Below are 18,072 nucleotides of genomic sequence, written 5' to 3'. Positions count from 1 at the left end.
GGCGCTTCACCGCAGCTCCGTCAGTATTTCGCAGGATTAGACCAACGGCAGCACCCCGGGTGCCTATCGCGGGGCGCGTCCACGTCCGTAGCTTGATTAATGACATGGTCATACCAATGTGTGGCCAGCGAGACAGACACCCCACCTCCCCCCACCCCTGGCCTCGGAGGCACTTCATGCCCGAGCACCACTACGGCCCGGGCCGCCGGGTCCCCCACCCCATGGCGGCCGTCCTCGTCTCCCTGCTCACCCTCCTCGCCCTGCTCACCGGCTTCCCCCGCACCGCCCACGCCGCGGCGCCCGCGGACAGGGACAGCAGACGGCCCGCCCACCCGGAACGGGACTGGATGGGCTCCACCGTCCGCACCCACGAGGGCAGAAACGTGCCCGCACCCGACCTGATCTCCTCCGTGGAGGGCGTGGACGTCAGCAGCCACAACGGCAACGTCTCCTGGCCGTCCCTCTGGAGCAGCGGCAGCCGCTTCGCGTACACCAAGGCCACCGAGGGCGGCAGCTACACCAACCCGTACTTCGCGCAGCACTACAACGGCGCCTACCGGGCGGGGATGATCCGCGGCGCGTACCACTTCGCGCTGCCGAGCAACTCCAGCGGCACCTCGCAGGCCAAGTATTTCCTCAAGCACGGCGGCGGCTGGTCGGACGACGGCATGACGCTGCCGGGCGTGCTCGACATGGAGTACAACCCCTACGGCAGCGCCTGCTACGACATGAGCGCCGACGAGCTGATCGACTGGATGGAGGACTTCTTCGCCGCCTACCGCTCCCGCACCGGGCGCGACGCCGTCCTCTACACCAGCACCACGTGGTGGAAGAAGTGCACCGGCAACTACGGCGGCTTCGGTCGCTACAACCCCCTGTGGGTCCCCAGCTACGGCTCCTCGTCCGGGCAGCTCCCGGCCGGCTGGGACTTCTACACCTTCTGGCAGTACACCGACACCGGCAAGGGCGTCGGCGACCACAACCGCTTCAACGGCACGTACAACAGACTGAAGGCCCTCGCCTACGGCTGACGGCGCAGGCGACACAGGGCCCCGGCGCAGCGGCGCCGGGGCCCTGTTCGCACTGTCAGCAGATCAGCCGATCAGCCACACTTGCCCGCCGGGCGCGCGCGGGTCACCAGGTCCGTGTAGCCCGTGGTGCCGTCGATCCACACCACCTGCCTGCCGCTCACGGCCGCGGCGTCCGACTGCTCACCGCGGTTGCAGGAGACCCGGACCGGCTGCGCGGGCGCGGCGGCGTCCGCGGGGAACTGCCACAACTTGGCCGACGTCTCGTTGCGGTACCGGGTGTCCGGCAGCTGCGCGGTCACCGTCACCGCCTCGTCGGAGGCGGTGAGCCCGTAGGCGTACAGGGCACCCTCGCCCTGCTCCTTGCTCAGGTCCACCGTGCCCGTGCCGTCGAGGTCCGCGCGCCGCACGGCCACCTGGCCCTGGTCCTCGACCTCGTCGGCCAGCCAGAACACGTGCTTGCCGTTGATGCCGGTCTGGCCGATGGCCTGCGGGCTGCCCAGCTGGGTCATGGCCTTCTTCTCGCCGCGCCTGAGGTCCAGCACCTCGACGCCCATCCGGTACGCGTCGCCCTCGGGCCGGGCCGTGGCGTACGCGATCCGGCCGCCGGCGAGGGACGGCATGCCCGAGCCCAGCTCATCCCGGCCGCCGTCGACCCAGGTCGGCGCCTTGTCGCCGGAGCGCAGGTAGCCCACGTGCCGGCCGCCGGAGGCGGTCAGCGCCTCGAAGACGGTCACCGGTCCCTCGACGGCGACCCGGCCGATGTCGGTGCCGGTGCCGCCGTAGAGCTTCTTGACGGGCCCGCCCGCGAGCGGCCGGGAGAGCACGTCCACGCCCTTGGGCCCGTATGCCGTCCACACCACGGTCTTGCCGTCGGTGGCCGGGTTGACATGGTAGCGGCCGTCGTTGGGGCTGATCAGCTTCTTCTCGCCCGTGCCGTCGACGCGCCCGGCCCAGACCGAGTACGCCTCGGTGCCGTCGTCGTTCGACTTGGCGGTGGCCCACCAGCCGCCGCCCGCACCCACGCCGGAACCGGCGGTGTTGAGCCTGCCGAGGAGCTGGTCGGAGTCGACGCCCATGGCCTCCTCCCAGTTGGGGACGATGCCGTGGGCGTTGAACGCGCGGGTGACCGCCTTGAGGTCCTCGGCGGAGACCTTGAGGTCCTTGGCGGCCGCGACGACCGCGTTGCGGCCCTCGGTGAAGCCGTCCAGCGGAGTCATGTACTCCGTGAGCGCCTTGTAGGCGATCCGGTCGGCCAGGGTGCGGCCGACGTCCTCGCGGATGTCCCACAGGGCGCCGGAGAAGATGGTGGAGTTCAGGTGCACGCCGCCGTTGTCCGAGCCGAAGCCGACGCCCACGAAGTTCTTGGACGTCGTCGCACCGTCGTTGAGGTCGCGGAAGGCGCACTGCCGCGGGGACTTGGTGCGGCACAGGTGGCCGCCGATCAGCCCCGCGTCGGGGTCGTCCATGGACATGCCCGCGGCGTCCACGGCGATGGCGTTGCCGAAGTAGTCGGCGAGGGCCTCGTTCATGGCGCCCGACTGGCCGGCGTAGACGAGGTTGGCGGAATTCTCCACCACGCCGTGCGTCATCTCGTGCCCGACGACGTCCAGGTCGGCCGAGAGGGTCTTGTACTCCTTGTCCCCGCCGCCGTACACCATCTTGGTGCCGTCCCAGAAGGCGTTGACGTACGGCATCCCGAAGTCCGTAGCACCCACGAGGGAGTTGATGGCCATGCCGTGGCCGTCGAGGCTGTCGCGGCCGTGGACCTTCTTGTAGTAGTCATAGACTTTGCCCGCCGCCCAGTGGGCGTCGACCGCTCCTGCCTCGGTGGCATCCTTGCCGAAGGCCGGGGCAGGCGATCCGAACTCCTTGATCCCGTCGGGCCAGCGGCCGTTGACCTCGGCGACGTCCTTGCCGCGCACGTCCCAGGTCGAGATCGTGTGCTGGCTGGTGTCCCACATGCGGGCGTGGTCGTTCATGACGTACTCGCCGCGCGCGGTGTCGAAGTACAGGCCCAGTTCGACGGTGGTGCCGTCGTACTTGACGCCGGAGCCGGTGACGCCCGGGTGCTTGCCTCGGTCGGCGGGCGCGCCGTCGGCCGCCGCCTTGGCCGGTGCCGCCTTGGCCGGCCCGCCGGAACCGCCGCTGCCGACGCCGCCGTCCGGGGCGCCGAAGGTCTTGATGCTGCTGTACTGGAGGACGGGGTAGCCGGCCTTGGCGTCGACGTACACCTCGCGCAGCACGGGCTGCTTGGTGGCAGGGTCGGTGCCGCGGACGGTCACGTGGTGGGTGAGGACGCCCGCGCCCTTGGGCAGGACGACCAGCCCGCGCGCGGTGCCGCTGAGCGCCTGGGCCGCCTGAGTCTTGCCGAGCCGCTTGCCGCTGAGCTGGGCGAGCGTGGCGTTGACTGCTCGCTCGACGGCGAGTTCCTCGCTGACCTCGGGGGTGGTGTCGGTGGTGAGGGCGGTGAAGTACTTGCCGGAGGTACCGGTGACGACGCGCTTGCCGTTCTTGTGTTCCATGCGGACGACGTACTGCCCGCCGAGGACGTCGACGCCGCGGTGCTTCTGCTGGAGCCGCACGGTCTCGGAGGCGCCGGTGCGCTGGGTCTGGACGGGCTTGAGGTCACGGTCGGGACGCTCGATGCGGTAACGGCTCTTCTTGTCCGCGAGGTGCCCGCGGGCGGCGTCGGCGGCACTGCCGGTCGCCTTGGCGGTGTCGCGGATGCCGTCCACCAGGGAAGGGGTGGAGGTCCCCTTCCCCGGAACCACCTCGGTGGGCCCCGGGGTGGGCGGCGCGGCCACGGCCTGGGCAGGCAGCGCGGACACAGCAAGGGCGGCCGCGCCGATCAGCGCTGCCGCCCCTGCTATGCCGCTCTTCGCGGCAGGTCTTCCTGAACGTGCTCTGGGCTTACGCAAGGTTCCCCCTCCGTACATGCCGGAACGTTCGCCGGAACTAACTTCGGTCGGCGCATATGCAAACCGGCGGTACGGGGGGTGGGCAATGGGGGGTGCGGGGGGTTGGGCCGGTTTCGGTCGAGTGTGCCGGTCCGGTCAGTCCCGGGGGAACCTGTCGGTCGCGAGGGCCAGGCCGAGGACGGTGTCGGTCAGGTCGATCGGCTCGCCGAAGTCGAGCTTCCGGTTGGCCCGGTACTCCCCGTCCTTCGGCATCGTGTGCACGTGGCAGTGCCCGGTGTACGGGTCTGCGATGACGTACACCGGGATCTCGCCGACGGCGTAGGCGTCCTTCTTCTTCCCGTAGTCGCGGTCGGCGGTACCGCGTGAGATCACCTCGAGGACGAACTCCACGTCTTGGTGGCGCCAGTCCCCCTGTGCATCGTGCTCGGCGTCGTCCGACAGCTTGTAGAGGTCGGGAGCGAAGGCGTTACCGAAGCCCGGGAGGTCGAGCCGGACATCGTGCATGACCTTGCTGCCCGGTCCGAAGTGATCTGTCAGCTGGGACAGCACATTCGCGATGATGTCCCAGTGCTCATCACACTGCGGCACCATGTGAATGGCGCCGTCGACGATTTCGGACTTGTAGCCACCGGGCGTGATCTTGTAGAGCAGGTCGAACATCTCGCCCACGTCCAGGTAGCCGTCGTCGTCGGCCATCGCGCACCCCCCTCTCGGCTGCCGGTCCGGCAGTTCAACGATGCGCAGGGAGTGCGGGTTACGCGCGCTTGATCGATTCCACGAAGGCGGACCAGGCCGCGGGGGCGAAGGCAAGGGCGGGGCCGTCGGGGTCCTTGCTGTCTCGGACCGGGACGGCCCCGGTTATGTTGTCGGCGATCTCTACGCAGTCGCCGCCGCCGGGCTGCGCCCCTACCTCAGCGGCTGTGACGAGTGCGCCGAGCTGGAGGCCGCGCGACACCTGCCGCCACCACTCCGGCTGGATCACCGCCCCCGGCGAGCAACGCTGCAAGGACTGTGGCACCCGCCGCTTCACCGACTACGGCGCCCTCCGCCCCCCGGGCCTCCCCGAATCCACCACCCCCCGCGACCACGACCGCGCCAAAGCCGACCGCAACGCCGCCATCCTCATCTCCCGCACCATCCACCACCTCAGCCACTGGGGCCGCAGCGCCACCGAACTCCGCCACAGCTACGCCGCCTGACCGGCAACCGGCCGCAGCCGGGCGAAAGTGACGGCGGGCATGCATGCCTCTGGTTCGGCAACTCCGACCGGTGGATGCCCTGGCAGCAGACGATCGACCCGCGGATCGCGCGGAGGATCGCGCGGGTTGAAATCCAGCACCGCTGGAGCCCTGCCTCGGCGCTTGAGGTCTACCGCCGCTGGCAGCCCGTGGTGTGCGCTGTGGTGACAGCTGCGGATGCCGCTGCCGACTGGGCCATCCCCTGTCCGCCAAAGCTATAGCCCTCACACGGTCTGAGGCAGGACGCGAAAACGGGGCTGGGCCCCACCGCAGCAGCGGTGGGGCCCAGCCCTTCGTACTCAGTGCCTACCGGCGGCTGCCGGTGTCGGCTCAGGCGTCGAAGACCTCGGCGATCAGTGCCGCCTGCTCGGCCTGGTGGCGCTTGGCCGAGCCGACCGCCGGGGACGAGGAGTGCGAACGGGAGATCCGGCGCAGTCGCTCGCGGGCCGGGACGTCGGCGCCGACGGCCAGGTCCAGGTGGTCGATCAGGTTGAGCGCGATGAACGGCCAGGCACCCTGGTTCGCCGGCTCCTCCTGCGCCCAGATGTACTTCTCGGCGTTCGGGAACTTGGCGATCTCGGCCTGCAGCTCCGCACCCGGCAGCGGGTAGAGGCGCTCGAGGCGGATGATCGCGGTGTCCGTGATGCCGCGCTTCTGACGCTCGGCCTCCAGGTCGTAGTAGACCTTGCCGGAGCAGAAGACGACCTTGCGGACGTCGCCCGGGTTGACCGTCTCGTCACCGATGACCGGACGGAACCGGCCGCTGGTGAACTCCTCCACCTTCGACGCCGCGGCCTTCAGACGCAGCATCGACTTCGGGGTGAAGACGATGAGCGGCTTGTGGTGCGGGTTGTGGACCTGCCAGCGCAGCAGGTGGAAGTAGTTCGACGGCAGCGTCGGCATGGCGACCGTCATGTTGTTCTGCGCGCACAGCTGGAGGAAGCGCTCGACACGGGCCGAGGAGTGGTCCGGGCCCTGGCCCTCGTAGCCGTGCGGCAGCAGCAGGGTGACGCCGGAGGTCTGGTTCCACTTCTGCTCGGAGGAGGAGATGAACTCGTCCACCACCGACTGGGCGCCGTTGACGAAGTCGCCGAACTGCGCCTCCCACATCACCAGCGCATCCGGGCGGGCCAGCGAGTAGCCGTACTCGAAGCCCATCGCCGCGTACTCGCTGAGCAGCGAGTCGTAGACGTTGTAGCGGGCCTGGTCCTCGGACAGGTACAGCAGCGGGGTGTAGTCCTCGCCGGTCTCCCGGTCGACCAGCACCGCGTGGCGCTGGCCGAAGGTGCCGCGGCGGGAGTCCTGGCCGGCGAGCCGGACCGGGGTGCCCTCCATCAGCAGCGAGCCGAAGGCGAGGGTCTCGCCCATGCCCCAGTCGATCGTGCCGTCCTCGATGCTGGCGGCGCGGCGCTGCAGCTGCGGCACCAGGCGCGCGTGCACCGTGACGTTGTCGGGGACGGTGACCTGGGACTCGGCGATCCGCTTGACGACCTCCTGGGAGATCGCGGTGTCCACCGCGACCGGGAAGCCGTCCAGCGGGGCCGGGGCCGTGACCTCGGCCGGGGCCGGGGCCGTGTCGGCCTCGCGGACCTCGACGAAGACCTTCTCCAGCTGGCCCTGGTAGTCCTGCAGCGCCTGCTCGGCCTCTTCCAGGGTGATGTCGCCGCGACCGATCAGGGACTCGGTGTAGAGCTTGCGCACCGAGCGCTTCTTGTCGATCAGGTCGTACATCAGCGGCTGGGTGAACGAGGGGTTGTCCGACTCGTTGTGGCCCCGGCGGCGGTAGCAGATCAGGTCGATGACGACGTCCTTGTTGAACGCCTGGCGGAACTCGAAGGCCAGACGGGCAACGCGGACGACCGCCTCCGGGTCGTCGCCGTTCACGTGGAAGATCGGCGCCTCGATCATCCGGGCGACGTCGGTGCAGTACATCGACGAGCGCGAGGACTCCGGCGGGGCAGTGAAGCCGACCTGGTTGTTGATGACGATGTGCACGGTGCCGCCGGTGCGGTAGCCGCGCAGCTGCGACATGTTGAGGGTCTCGGCCACGACGCCCTGGCCCGCGAAGGCCGCGTCGCCGTGCAGCTGGATCGGCAGGACGGTGAAGTCCGTGCCGGCCTTGCCGATGATGTCCTGCTTGGCGCGGGCGATGCCCTCGACGACCGGGTCGACGGTCTCCAGGTGGGACGGGTTGGCGGCCAGCGAGACGTTGATCTGCTCGCCGTCCAGGCCTGTGAAGACGCCCTCGGCACCGAGGTGGTACTTCACGTCGCCGGAGCCGTGCATCGACTTCGGGTCGAGGTTGCCCTCGAACTCGCGGAAGATCTGCGCGTAGGACTTGCCGACGATGTTGGCGAGGACGTTGAGGCGGCCACGGTGGGCCATGCCGATGACGGCCTCGTCCAGGCGGGCCTCGGCGGCCGCGTCCAGCACCGCGTCCAGCAGCGGGATGACGGACTCGCCGCCCTCCAGGGAGAACCGCTTCTGGCCGACGTACTTCGTCTGCAGGAAGGTCTCGAACGCCTCGGCGGCGTTCAGGCGGCGCAGGATGCGCAGCTGCTCCTCGCGCTCCGGCTTGGTGTGCGGGCGCTCGACGCGGTCCTGGATCCACTTGCGCTGCTTGGGGTCCTGGATGTGCATGAACTCGATGCCGGTGGTGCGGCAGTACGAGTCGCGCAGCACGCCCAGGATGTCGCGCAGCTTCATCATCGACTTGCCGGCGAAGCCGCCGACCGCGAACTCGCGCTCCAGGTCCCACAGGGTGAGGCCGTGCTCGGTGATGTCGAGGTCGGGGTGCTTGCGCTGGCGGTACTCCAGCGGGTCGGTGTCGGCCATGACGTGGCCGCGGACCCGGTAGGAGTGGATCAGCTCGAAGACGCGGGCGGCCTTGGTGACGTCGTCGTCGTGCGAGGCGTCGATGTCCTTGAGCCAGCGGACCGGCTCGTAGGGGATGCGCAGCGCCTGGAAGATCTCGTCGTAGAAGCCGTTCTCGCCGAGCAGCAGCTGGTGCATGATCCGCAGGAACTCGCCGGAGGCGGCGCCCTGGATGACCCGGTGGTCGTAGGTCGACGTCAGGGTCATGACCTTGGAGATGCCCATCTTGTTCAGGGCGTCCTGCGAGGTGCCCTGGAACTCGGCGGGGTAGTCCATGGCACCCACGCCGATGATGAGGCCCTGGCCGGGCATCAGGCGCGGCACGGAGTGCACGGTGCCGATGCCGCCGGGGTTGGTCAGCGAGGCGGTGACCCCGGTGAAGTCGTCCATCGTCAGCTTGCCCACGCGGGCGCGGCGGACGATGTCCTCGTAGGCCTGCCAGAACTCGAAGAAGTTCAGGGTCTCGGCCTTCTTGATGGCCGCCACCACGAGCTGGCGGTCGCCGCTCGGCTTCACCAGGTCGATCGCCAGGCCCAGGTTGACGTGCTCGGGCTTGACGAGGGTCGGCTTGCCGTCCTTCTCCGTGAAGGAGTGGTTCATCGACGGCATCAGCTTCAGCGCCTGCACCATGGCGTAGCCGATGAGGTGCGTGAAGGAGACCTTGCCGCCGCGGGCGCGCTTGAGGTGGTTGTTGATGACGATGCGCTGGTCGAACAGCAGCTTCACCGGGACGGCGCGGACGGACGTGGCCGTCGGCAGTTCCAGCGAGGCGTTCATGTTCTTGGCGACCGCGGCGGAGGGGCCGCGCAGCGTCACGAACTCGGGGCCGGCAGGGGCCTCGGTGGCCGGGGCGGCCTTGGCGGGCTTCGCAACCGGGGCGGGCGCAGCGGCGGCGGGCTTCGCCGGGGCCGCAGCCGGGGCGGCCGCGGGCTTGGCGGCCGGAGCGGCGGGGGCCGGGGCAGCAGCAGCCGGGGCCACGGGGGCCGGGGCGGCAGCAGCGGCAGGCTGGGCCGGCGCGGCCGCGGGGGCGGCGCCCGTCACGGCCGTCGGCGGCGTAGCCGCCTGGCCCGGCTTGTAGTCGGCGAAGAAGTCCCACCAGGCTCGGTCGACCGAGTTCGGGTCCTGGAGGTACTGCTGGTAGATCTCGTCGACGAGCCACTCATTGGGACCGAACACATCGGCAGGGGTCTTCCCCTGCCCGTCCTTGTCGGTCGAGAGGCTCGAGGTGTTGGGGGACTGTGGCGACACGGCGGCAACCGCCCTCTTCCGCTTCCTAAGGTGGTGGACAGCGGGAATAAAGGCTACGCCTCTCGGGACCTTTCATGCAGGCCAGCCGGGCAAGCAGTCGCCTAAGTCACACTCGCTGCCGGGTTTCGAGGCATGGCGTGGCGGGAAAGCCCCTTGGTTTCGCATCTCCCGGGGCTTCCCGGGTTCGCCGAAGCCAGCCCCGCATTCGACTGAATGCGTGCTTCCACCACCGACCCTACGTCAACTCGGATCTCTGGGCCTGCCCGGAAGCGTGACCTTGATGCGGCACCCACGCGGCGATTCGGCCACTCCTATGCTCCCGCCGTGCAGGTCGACCGCCCAGCGGGCGATCGCCAGGCCCAGGCCCGTACCGCCGTCGCCGACCGGGCCCTGCGCGCCGGAGGAGCCCCGGTTGAAGCGCTCGAAGACCCGGTGCCGCTCGGACTCGGGGATGCCCGGCCCCTCGTCCAGCACCTCCAGCGCCAGCGACTGGGGGCCCTCGCCCCGCCGGGCCCGGACTGTCACCCGGCCGTGCGGGGGGCTGTGCTTGACGGCGTTGTCCACCAGATTGGCCACCACCTGGTGCAGCCGCTCGACGTCCGCGTGCGCGGTCAGCTCGGGCGGCGAGACGTCCAGGTGGAGGTGGACGTCCTTGCGGGAGCGCGGCGTGCCGGCGCTGCCGGAGGCCATGCTGGCCTCCTTGAGCACGCCCGCCAGATAGGGCCAGACCTCGAAGCGCCGGGCGTGCAGCGTCACCACACCGTTGTCCAGCCGCGACAGGTCCAGCAGCTGCTCCACCAGCCGGCCCAGCCGCTCGGTCTGGCGCAATGCGGTGCGCATGGTCTCGGGATCGGGGGCCGAGACGCCGTCCACCACGTTCTCCAGCACGGCCCGCAGCCCCGCGATCGGGGTGCGCAGCTCGTGCGAGACATTGGCGACCAGTTCCTTGCGGTGGGTGTCCACCGCCTCCAGGTCGGCCGCCATCCGGTTGAAGGCATGGGCCAGGTCGCCGAACTCGTCGCGGCGCCCGGCCCGCACCCGGCGGCTGTAGTCACCCTGCGCCATCGCCCGGGTGACCTCGGTCATCTCGTCCAGCGGCGCGGTCAGGCCGTGCGCCACGAACTGGGTGATCAGCAGCGAGGCGATGATCGAGAAGACGGTGATCACCCGCAGCTCGGTCGCCGAGTGGATGGCCACGAACACCAGGAAGGTCGTGATCACCACCGAGCCGATGACCAGCGCCCCCAGCGCGGCCTTGACCGACCGGTAGGGGTCCAGCGGGCGCAGCGCCTCCCAGCACCGGCTCCACAGGCCCGCCGGGGGCGCGTCGCCGTTCATGCTGTGTCTTCTTCAATCGCTTCTCCGCCCGCGCGGCGCAGCGGTGCGGGTTTCGCCGTCGACTGCGGCCCGGCGGCCGCGCGTGCGTCGCTCATGCCGCAGGTGTCTCCAGCGCGTACCCCACGCCATGCACCGTACGGATCCGCTCCGCCCCGATCTTCCGGCGCAGGGCCTTGATGTGGCTGTCCACCGTGCGGGTGCCGGAGGCGTCGGCCCAGTCCCACACCTCGGCCAGCAGCTGCTCCCGGGAGAGCACCGCGCGCGGCGTGTTGGCCAGGCAGACCAGCAGGTCGAACTCGGTGGGCGTCAGATGGACGTCCGTGCCCCGCACCCGCACCCGGCGCTGCGCATGGTCGATCTCCAGCTCGCCGAGGCGCAGGATGCCGCTGCGCGGCGTGTGCGCGGCCAGCGTCGCCCGCTCCACGCGGCGCAGCAGCACATGCACCCGGGCCGCCAGCTCGCGCATGGAGAACGGCTTGGTCATGTAGTCGTCCGCGCCCACGCCCAGCCCGACCAGCATGTCCGTCTCGTCGTCCCGGGCGGTGAGCATCAGCACGGGCACGGGCCGCTGTGCCTGCACTCTTCTGCACACCTCCAGGCCGTCGAAGCCCGGCAGCATCACGTCCAGGACCAGCAGGTCCGGCTGCCATGCCTCGGCGCTGTCCACGGCGGCGGGCCCGTCCCCCGCCGTGCGCACCTGGAAGCCCTCGGCCCGCAGCCGGGCCGAGATGGCGTCAACGATCGTCCGGTCGTCCTCCACGACCAGTACCCGACGCTGCGCCCCGGCGGAGGCTGCGGCGCCGCCCGGGCCGATGTGTGTCTGCTCCATGCGCGCCCCGCCCCTAGCGTCCTCACATGCCGGTCACCCGGCGTGTCCTGCAGCTGTGGAAGGCAGGGTACGGGCACCCGGCGGGGCTCGGCTACGCGGCGCCGATGCCGAGGTGGACCACGTCCGGGACGCCTCGGGCAACGGCGATCTCTTCAGTAATTACCCCGGCGAATCCGGCATTCCGGAGGGCTTGTTCGAATGCCGGGGAGGGCTGGGCGGACCACACGGCGAGCACCCCGCCGGGCCTCAGCCGGGCCCGGCAGGCGGCGAGACCGGCGGGCGAGTAGAGGCCCTCGTTGTCCTCGGTGACGGTCCAGTCGGGGCCGTTGTCGATGTCGAGGCAGAGGGCGTCGAACCGTTCGCCGCTCCCGTGCACGTACGCCACCAGGTCGTCCTGGACGATCTCGGTGCGGGGGTCGGCGAGCGCCTCGGCCGAGACGGCGGCCAGCGGTCCGCGCAGGTGCCAGTCGACGACCGCCGCCTCCCGTTCGACCACCGTGATCCGCCCCCAGCGCGGCTCGGCGGCCGCCCGGGCGAGGGAGAAGCCGACGCCCAGCCCGCCGATCAGCACGGCCGGGGCGGCCCGGTCCGCGGGCAGGGCCGCGAGGGCCGCGTCGACCAGGAGGCGCTCGGAGCGGCCGTCGGCGGTGTCCATCAGGAAACAGCCGTTGGCGATGATCTCGTAGTGGGGCCCGCGCTGCCGCAAAACCACTTCTCCGTACGGGCCTTGGCGGCGGTCGAGGGTGACGGGGGCGGCGGGGGTGTCAGTGCGGGGCGCGGTGTTCGGAAGGGTCATACGGCCTCCTTACGCTCTCCTGTGGTCGTCTACGCAGAGACGGTTACCCAGCCGACGCAATCGGGCGTCAAGAGGTTGACAACGGTGACTGGAGTCACGGCCAGAGGTTGATTCGAGGGACCGCCGTGGACCTTAATGTTCAGATGCGGGTGGACGAACGCGTCGCCGGGTCGTGCCGATCGCCGAGCTCGAAGAATCCCGCGGAAAGGGGCTTGGCCGAGTGACTGCGGTTGACGCGGACGCGCGCGCCGACGTGGCGGAGTCCGCCACCGCACCGGCATCGCCCCGCAGCCGCCGCCGCAGCCGCCTGCTCCTGTTCCGCCGGTTCCTCGGCCGGGTGCTCCGGCTGCTGCCCACGCCCTTGGGCACGCCCTTCACCTTCTGCTACGGCCTGGTCCTGCTGGGCACCGCCGTCTACACCGACCTCGGCGACGAGGCCACTGTCAATCAGCTCCTGCGCGACTCCAGCACGGACGCCGCCCACCTCACGGAGCAGCCGCTGCTGGTGCTCATCGCCAGCGCGCTGTGGGTGGCGGGCGGCCTCTGGTCCGCGTACGGGCCGGCCTTCGCGCTCGTCCTGACCGCGCTGGAGCGCCGGGTGGGCGGGGCCCGGACGGCGGGCGTCTTCTTGGTGGGGCACGTACTGGCCACGCTGGCCACGGAGCTTCCGGTCGCGGGGGCGGTGGCCGCGGGACGGCTGCCCGAGGCCTCGCTGCACCGCCTCGACTACGGCATCAGCTTCGGCCTGATGGCGTGTGTCGGCGCCCTCTCCGGGCTGGTGCGACGGCGGTGGGAGTGGGTGATCCTGGGCGTGGCCGGGCTGATGTGCGCGCAGGACCTGGTGGAGCTGGCGGATCCGCTCGCGAGCTGGGGCCATCCGATCGCGCTGCTGACGGGCATTGCGTGCCGGGGGCTGATCCGGGAGGAGGCACGGAGCCGCTGGGCGGCGACGCGTGCGGCGGAGCCCGCGAAGCCTGTGGCCTCGGTGCCGGGGCAGCGGGGCGGCGAGGGCTGAAATCCAGCCCGTCCGGCGTTTGAGGACCGGGGGCCCGGGGGCAGAGCCCCCGGTTTCGGGAAGGGGCGGGGTGGGGAAGGCGCCGCAGGCACCCGCACCCGCACCCGCACCCGCACCCGCACCCGCACCCGCACCCGCGCCCGCACCCACCCCGCACCCCGATCGCTCACAGCGAACACACCCCCGGGAACATCCCGCCCTCCCCACGCATTGAGTCGGCATAGCTCAACTTGCCTGCCGAAGGGGAGATCATGGCTTCGACGTCCGCAACGCTCACCCTGCCCGTGCTGCCGCTCGACGACGAGGTGGTGCTGCCCGGCATGGTCGTACCACTCGACCTGACGGACGGCGAGGTGCGGGCCGCCGTCGAGGCCGCCCAGGCCGCGGCGCCCGCGCGCGGCGGTGGCAAGCCGCGCGTGCTGCTGGTGCCGCGCATCGACGGCACGTACGCGGGCGTCGGCACCCTCGGCACCGTCGAGCAGGTGGGCCGCCTCTCCGACGGCGACCCGGGCGCGCTCATCCGCGGTGTCCGCCGGGTGCGGATCGGGGCCGGCACCACCGGGCCCGGGGCCGCGCTCTGGGTCGAGGGCACCCAGGTGGAGGAGATCACCCCCGACCCCCTCCCCGGCTCGGTCACCGAGCTGATGAAGGAGTACAAGGCCCTGGCCACCAGCTGGCTGCGCAAGCGCGGCGCCTGGCAGGTCGTGGACCGCGTCCAGCAGATCGACGACCCCGGCCAGCTCGCCGACAACTCCGGCTACTCGCCCTTCCTCACCCCCGCCCAGCGCGTCGAGCTGCTGGAGACCGCCGACCCGGTGGCCCGGCTCCGGCTCGCCGTGAAGCGGCTCGGCGACCACCTCGCCGAGCAGGACGTGGCCGAGTCCATCGCCAAGGACGTCCAGGAGGGCGTGGACAAGCAGCAGCGCGAGTTCCTGCTCCGCCGCCAGCTGGAGGCCGTCCGCAAGGAGCTGGCCGATCTCAACGGCGACCCGGAGAGCGAGTCCGAGGACTACCGCGCCCGCGTGGAGGCCGCCGACCTGCCGGACAAGGTCCGCGAGGCGGCCCTGAAGGAGGTCGAGAAGCTCGAGCGGGCCTCGGACCAGAGCCCCGAGGGCGGCTGGATCCGGACCTGGCTCGACACCGTCCTGGAGATGCCCTGGAGCGAGCGCACCGAGGACGCCTACGACATACCGGGCGCCAAGGCCGTGCTCGACAGGGACCACGCGGGTCTGGAGGACGTCAAGGAGCGGATCACCGAGTACCTGGCGGTGCGCAAGCGGCGCGCCGACCGGGGGCTGGGCGTGGTCGGCGGGCGGCGCGGGGGCGCGGTGCTCGCGCTCGTCGGCCCGCCCGGCGTGGGCAAGACCTCCCTCGGCGAATCGGTCGCCCGCGCGATGGGGCGGAAGTTCGTCCGCGTGGCCCTCGGCGGCGTCCGCGACGAGGCGGAGATCCGCGGCCACCGGCGCACGTACGTCGGCGCCCTGCCCGGCCGGATCGTGCGGGCGATCAAGGAGGCCGGCTCCATGAACCCGGTCGTCCTCCTCGACGAGATCGACAAGGTGGGCTCCGACTTCCGCGGCGACCCGGCGGCCGCCCTGCTCGAAGTCCTGGACCCGGCCCAGAACCACACCTTCCGGGACCACTACCTGGAGGTCGAGCTGGACCTGTCCGATGTCGTCTTCCTGGCCACCGCCAACGTCCTGGAGGCCATCCCCGAGGCGCTCCTCGACCGCATGGAGCTGGTCCGCCTCGACGGCTACACCGAGGACGAGAAGGTCGTCATCACCCGCGACCACCTGCTGCCGAGGCAGCTGGAGCGTGCCGGTCTGGAGCCGGCGGAGGTCGTCGTCGAGGACGAGGCGCTGCGCAGGCTGGCCGGCGAGTACACCCGCGAGGCGGGCGTGCGGAACCTGGAGCGCACCGTCGCCCGGCTGCTGCGCAAGGTGGCGGCCGAGCACGAACTGGGCGAGCAGGAGCTGCCGTTCACCATCGGCGTGGACCAGCTCCGCCCGCTGATCGGCCGCCCGCACCACACCCCGGAGTCCGCGCAGGACCCGGCCGAGCGGCGCACGTCGGTGCCGGGCGTGGCGACGGGCCTGGCGGTCACGGGAGCGGGCGGTGACGTCCTGTTCGTCGAGGCGTCGCTCGCCGACCCGGAGACGGGCGGCGCGGGGCTGACCCTCACCGGCCAGCTCGGCGACGTGATGAAGGAGTCCGCGCAGATCGCGCTGTCCTTCCTCCGCTCGCACGGCGCCGAACTGGAGCTGTCCGTCGGCGACTTCAAGGACCGCGGCGTGCACCTGCACGTACCGGCGGGCGCGGTGCCCAAGGACGGCCCGAGCGCGGGCATCACCATGACGACTGCCCTGGCCTCGCTGCTCTCCGGCCGCCAGGTGCGCCCGGACGTGGCGATGACGGGCGAGGTGTCGCTGACCGGCCGGGTGCTGCCCATCGGCGGCGTCAAGCAGAAGCTGCTGGCCGCGCACCGGGCCGGGATCACCACGGTGATCATCCCGAAGCGCAACGAGCCGGACCTGGACGACGTCCCGTCCGAGGTGCTGGAGAAGCTGGACGTCCACCCGGTCTCGGACGTCCGCCAGGTCCTGGCCCTGGCCCTCACGCCGGCGACGGCGGAGGTGGCGATGGCGGCGTAGCCTCCCCTTCGGCCCTCGACTTGAACCTCACGCGACGTGAGGACGCATGGTTGCCCCATGACTGCTTCGACTGCTTCCACGACCTGGAAGGTGGGTCCGCTCGCCGAGGCCAGCGGACTCACCGTGCGCACGCTGCACCACTGGGACACCCTCGGTCTGCTCAGCCCCTCCCGGCGCACCGCGGGCGGGCACCGGGAGTACACCGAGGACGACCTCGTGCGCCTGTACCACGTGCTGGCACTCCGCGGCCTGGGCCTGAGCCTGGAGAGCATCGCCGTCTGCCTGGACGCCGGGGTCGATCCGACCCGGCTCCTCCGGGACCACCTGGCGGGCGTGGAGGCTTCCATCGCCGCGCTCGACGCCGTACGGCAGCGCCTGCGGGGGCTGGCCGCCGACCTGGAAGCCGACCGCTCACCGACGGTCCCGGCGCTGCTGGACGCCCTGCGGGCGATGAGCGCCACGGGCCCGGAGGGCGAGCAGGCGCTCGGCCGCCACCTGGACGCCGACCAGCTGCAGACCTTGCGCACGCGGGCCGCGTCCCTGGGCCCTGCGGTCCACTACCTGCTCGAAGTCGAATGGCCGGAGCTGTACCGCAGGGCCGATCGCCTCCGCACAGCCGGCACCCCGCCCACGGATCCGAAGGTCCGGCGGCTGGTGGCCCGCATGGACGAGCTGAGCACGTTGTTCTCGGGCGGCGACGCGGAGATCTCCACCGGGGTGCGCGACGCGTGGCGCGAGGACCCGGCCGCGATGTCCGGAACGCCGATCAGTGCGGCGGATGCGGACGACTGGCGGGACCTGGCCGACTACCTGGACACCGCGCGGCACGGCGCGAAGTAACTCTCAGCGAGGAGCACTCCCATGAACCGACGGACCCGTATCCGTATCGCCCTGGCCTCGACGATCCCCACCCTCCTGACTCTGCCGTTCGCCTGCCTGCTCGCTGCGTTCGGCGTGCTGCCGTGGTCAGTGCTACTGGCCGTGCCGGTCGCGCTCGCGGTGCACGGTGCCGTCACCTTCGCGCGGTTGCGCCCGGTCGCCGATCAGGCGGCGTAGCCGTATGGGACGACTCAGACGAGGCTGACTCCGGCCTGAGCTTTGATGGTGTCCACGGCCTCGTCGGTGAGCCAGCGAAGGGGGACCACGGTCCACCTGTCGCGCTTGCGCATGACCACGGCCTTTCCGTCCGGGGTGGTCTCGCACCGCATGAAGCCCTGCTCCCTCAGGTCCCGAATCAGGTCCTCGCCTCGCTTCATTGCCCTTCCCGGTCCTTGTCGTCAGCGTGCGAACTGTGCACGTCGCCGTTCTGGGAGACGCGGGTGTCCGGGTCTGTCGCCTGCTCCTGGTTGGCGTGCGGGTCCCAGGGCTCGCCCGCGTTCTCGAACTCCTTCTTACCCAGTTTGTGTACTCCTTCTGGGGGGAGAGAACGGGCCGCTGGTCAGGCGGCGTAGCTGTAGCGGAGTTCGGTGGCGCTGCGGCCCCAGTGGCTGAGGTGGTGGATGGTGCGGGAGATGAGGATGGCGGCGTTGCGGTCGGCCTTGGCCCGGTCGCGGTCGCGGGGGGTGGTGGATTCCGGGAGGCCCGGGGGGCGGAGGGCGCCGTAGTCGGTGAAGCGGCGGGTGCCACAGTCCTTGCAGCGCTGCTCGCCGGGGGCGGTGATCCAGCCGGAGTGGTGGCGGCAGGTGTTCACGAGTGCTCCTTGATGGTCTGGGTGGTGGTGGAGTGGGCGACGATCCAGTGGGTTCGGGCGGCGGCGGTGGCGTTGGCGCGTTGGGCGGGGGCGGCCTGCTGCCGGGCGGCCTCCAGCTCGGCACACTCGTCACAGCCGCTGAGGTACGGGCGCAGCCCGGCGGCGCTCCGCTCCTCGCGGGTGGCCAGCCGCAGCGCGGATGCGGGCACTTCCCATTCCAGGCCGCCACCGGGGCGCTGGACCTGCACGCGGGTTCCGGTCACGCCGATGACTTGGGCGATCCTGTCCTCGCTGGTGTCCACGACAAAGACACCCTTCCGATACGTCACCTCACTACGCCTTCCACTGGTTCGTCACTACTTTGCCTGCATGACTGTTCGTGCGGGGGACTTACAGCGTGACGGCGCGGTTCTAGGCTCCGGAAGAGCCGGGCTGTAGCCC

General features: G+C 71.1%; 16 protein-coding genes. 6 read left to right on the top strand and 10 right to left on the bottom strand.

What is annotated here, in order from left to right; translation table 11 throughout:
* The first annotated feature begins 176 nt into the window (after window positions 1–176).
* Window positions 177–1,031 (top strand): lysozyme, encoded by an 855-nt coding sequence (locus AC1Z4A_RS22115; protein ID WP_483681377.1) that lies wholly within the window; start codon window positions 177–179, stop codon window positions 1,029–1,031.
* A 71-nt stretch (window positions 1,032–1,102) separates the two neighbouring features.
* On the opposite strand, the gene AC1Z4A_RS22110 is transcribed toward AC1Z4A_RS22115, so the two are convergent.
* The 3 genes from AC1Z4A_RS22110 to AC1Z4A_RS22100 form a co-directional block, all read right to left on the bottom strand.
* Window positions 1,103–3,949, bottom strand: a complete 2,847-nt coding sequence (locus tag AC1Z4A_RS22110) for a M4 family metallopeptidase (RefSeq protein ID WP_483681376.1) — start codon at window positions 3,947–3,949, stop codon at window positions 1,103–1,105.
* A 135-nt stretch (window positions 3,950–4,084) separates the two neighbouring features.
* Window positions 4,085–4,645: a Uma2 family endonuclease gene (locus tag AC1Z4A_RS22105; RefSeq protein ID WP_483681374.1), complete on the bottom strand. Its 561-nt coding sequence runs from the start codon at window positions 4,643–4,645 to the stop codon at window positions 4,085–4,087.
* 58 nt (window positions 4,646–4,703) lie between these two features.
* The gene (locus tag AC1Z4A_RS22100) at window positions 4,704–4,904 is read right to left on the bottom strand and encodes a DUF397 domain-containing protein (RefSeq protein ID WP_483681372.1); all 201 of its coding nucleotides are present in this window, start codon (window positions 4,902–4,904) and stop codon (window positions 4,704–4,706) included.
* Between AC1Z4A_RS22100 and AC1Z4A_RS22095 the strand changes: the two genes are divergently transcribed.
* Window positions 4,870–5,148 carry a DUF6255 family natural product biosynthesis protein gene (locus tag AC1Z4A_RS22095; RefSeq protein WP_483681371.1) on the top strand — a complete coding sequence of 93 codons (279 nt, stop codon included), beginning with the start codon at window positions 4,870–4,872 and terminating at the stop codon, window positions 5,146–5,148. The genes AC1Z4A_RS22100 and AC1Z4A_RS22095 overlap by 35 nt on opposite strands.
* 369 nt (window positions 5,149–5,517) lie before the next feature.
* Here AC1Z4A_RS22095 and AC1Z4A_RS22090 read toward each other — a convergent pair whose 3' ends face one another.
* The 4 genes from AC1Z4A_RS22090 to AC1Z4A_RS22075 form a co-directional block, all read right to left on the bottom strand.
* The gene (locus AC1Z4A_RS22090) at window positions 5,518–9,309 is read right to left on the bottom strand and encodes a multifunctional oxoglutarate decarboxylase/oxoglutarate dehydrogenase thiamine pyrophosphate-binding subunit/dihydrolipoyllysine-residue succinyltransferase subunit (protein ID WP_483681370.1); all 3,792 of its coding nucleotides are present in this window, start codon (window positions 9,307–9,309) and stop codon (window positions 5,518–5,520) included.
* 240 nt (window positions 9,310–9,549) lie between these two features.
* Window positions 9,550–10,647 carry a sensor histidine kinase gene (locus tag AC1Z4A_RS22085; protein ID WP_483681369.1) on the bottom strand — a complete coding sequence of 366 codons (1,098 nt, stop codon included), beginning with the start codon at window positions 10,645–10,647 and terminating at the stop codon, window positions 9,550–9,552.
* Window positions 10,648–10,738: 91 nt separating this feature from the next.
* Window positions 10,739–11,476: a response regulator transcription factor gene (locus AC1Z4A_RS22080; protein WP_483681368.1), complete on the bottom strand. Its 738-nt coding sequence runs from the start codon at window positions 11,474–11,476 to the stop codon at window positions 10,739–10,741.
* A 91-nt stretch (window positions 11,477–11,567) separates the two neighbouring features.
* A complete protein-coding gene (locus AC1Z4A_RS22075; RefSeq protein WP_483681366.1) occupies window positions 11,568–12,272 on the bottom strand; it encodes a spermidine synthase in 705 nt (234 codons plus the stop codon).
* A gap of 220 nt (window positions 12,273–12,492) precedes the next feature.
* Between AC1Z4A_RS22075 and AC1Z4A_RS22070 the strand changes: the two genes are divergently transcribed.
* The 4 genes from AC1Z4A_RS22070 (at window position 12,493) to AC1Z4A_RS22055 (ending at window position 16,997) form a co-directional block, all read left to right on the top strand.
* Window positions 12,493–13,287, top strand: coding sequence for a rhomboid-like protein (locus AC1Z4A_RS22070; protein ID WP_483681364.1), 795 nt, complete (start codon window positions 12,493–12,495; stop codon window positions 13,285–13,287).
* 251 nt (window positions 13,288–13,538) lie between these two features.
* Window positions 13,539–15,941 carry an endopeptidase La gene (gene lon / locus AC1Z4A_RS22065; protein ID WP_483681362.1) on the top strand — a complete coding sequence of 801 codons (2,403 nt, stop codon included), beginning with the start codon at window positions 13,539–13,541 and terminating at the stop codon, window positions 15,939–15,941.
* Window positions 15,942–15,998: 57 nt separating this feature from the next.
* Complete coding sequence (locus tag AC1Z4A_RS22060; protein ID WP_483681360.1) at window positions 15,999–16,781, top strand: MerR family transcriptional regulator; 783 nt, start codon at window positions 15,999–16,001, stop codon at window positions 16,779–16,781.
* A gap of 21 nt (window positions 16,782–16,802) precedes the next feature.
* The gene (locus AC1Z4A_RS22055; protein WP_483681358.1) at window positions 16,803–16,997 is read left to right on the top strand and encodes a hypothetical protein; all 195 of its coding nucleotides are present in this window, start codon (window positions 16,803–16,805) and stop codon (window positions 16,995–16,997) included.
* A 14-nt stretch (window positions 16,998–17,011) separates the two neighbouring features.
* Here AC1Z4A_RS22055 and AC1Z4A_RS22050 read toward each other — a convergent pair whose 3' ends face one another.
* The 3 genes from AC1Z4A_RS22050 to AC1Z4A_RS22040 form a co-directional block, all read right to left on the bottom strand.
* Window positions 17,012–17,197, bottom strand: coding sequence for a hypothetical protein (locus AC1Z4A_RS22050; protein WP_483681356.1), 186 nt, complete (start codon window positions 17,195–17,197; stop codon window positions 17,012–17,014).
* A 182-nt stretch (window positions 17,198–17,379) separates the two neighbouring features.
* Window positions 17,380–17,631, bottom strand: a complete 252-nt coding sequence (locus AC1Z4A_RS22045; RefSeq protein WP_483681354.1) for a DUF6255 family natural product biosynthesis protein — start codon at window positions 17,629–17,631, stop codon at window positions 17,380–17,382.
* Entirely contained in the window at window positions 17,628–17,933 is a 306-nt protein-coding gene (locus tag AC1Z4A_RS22040) for a hypothetical protein (RefSeq protein ID WP_483681351.1), read from the bottom strand. The genes AC1Z4A_RS22045 and AC1Z4A_RS22040 overlap by 4 nt, the downstream gene beginning before the upstream one ends.
* Window positions 17,934–18,072: the final 139 nt, after the last annotated feature.

The organism is Streptomyces sp. 17_S59 (assembly GCF_056930295.1).
Note: the sequence above shows the minus strand (reverse complement) of the source record. Positions and strands in the feature narration are given on the sequence as shown.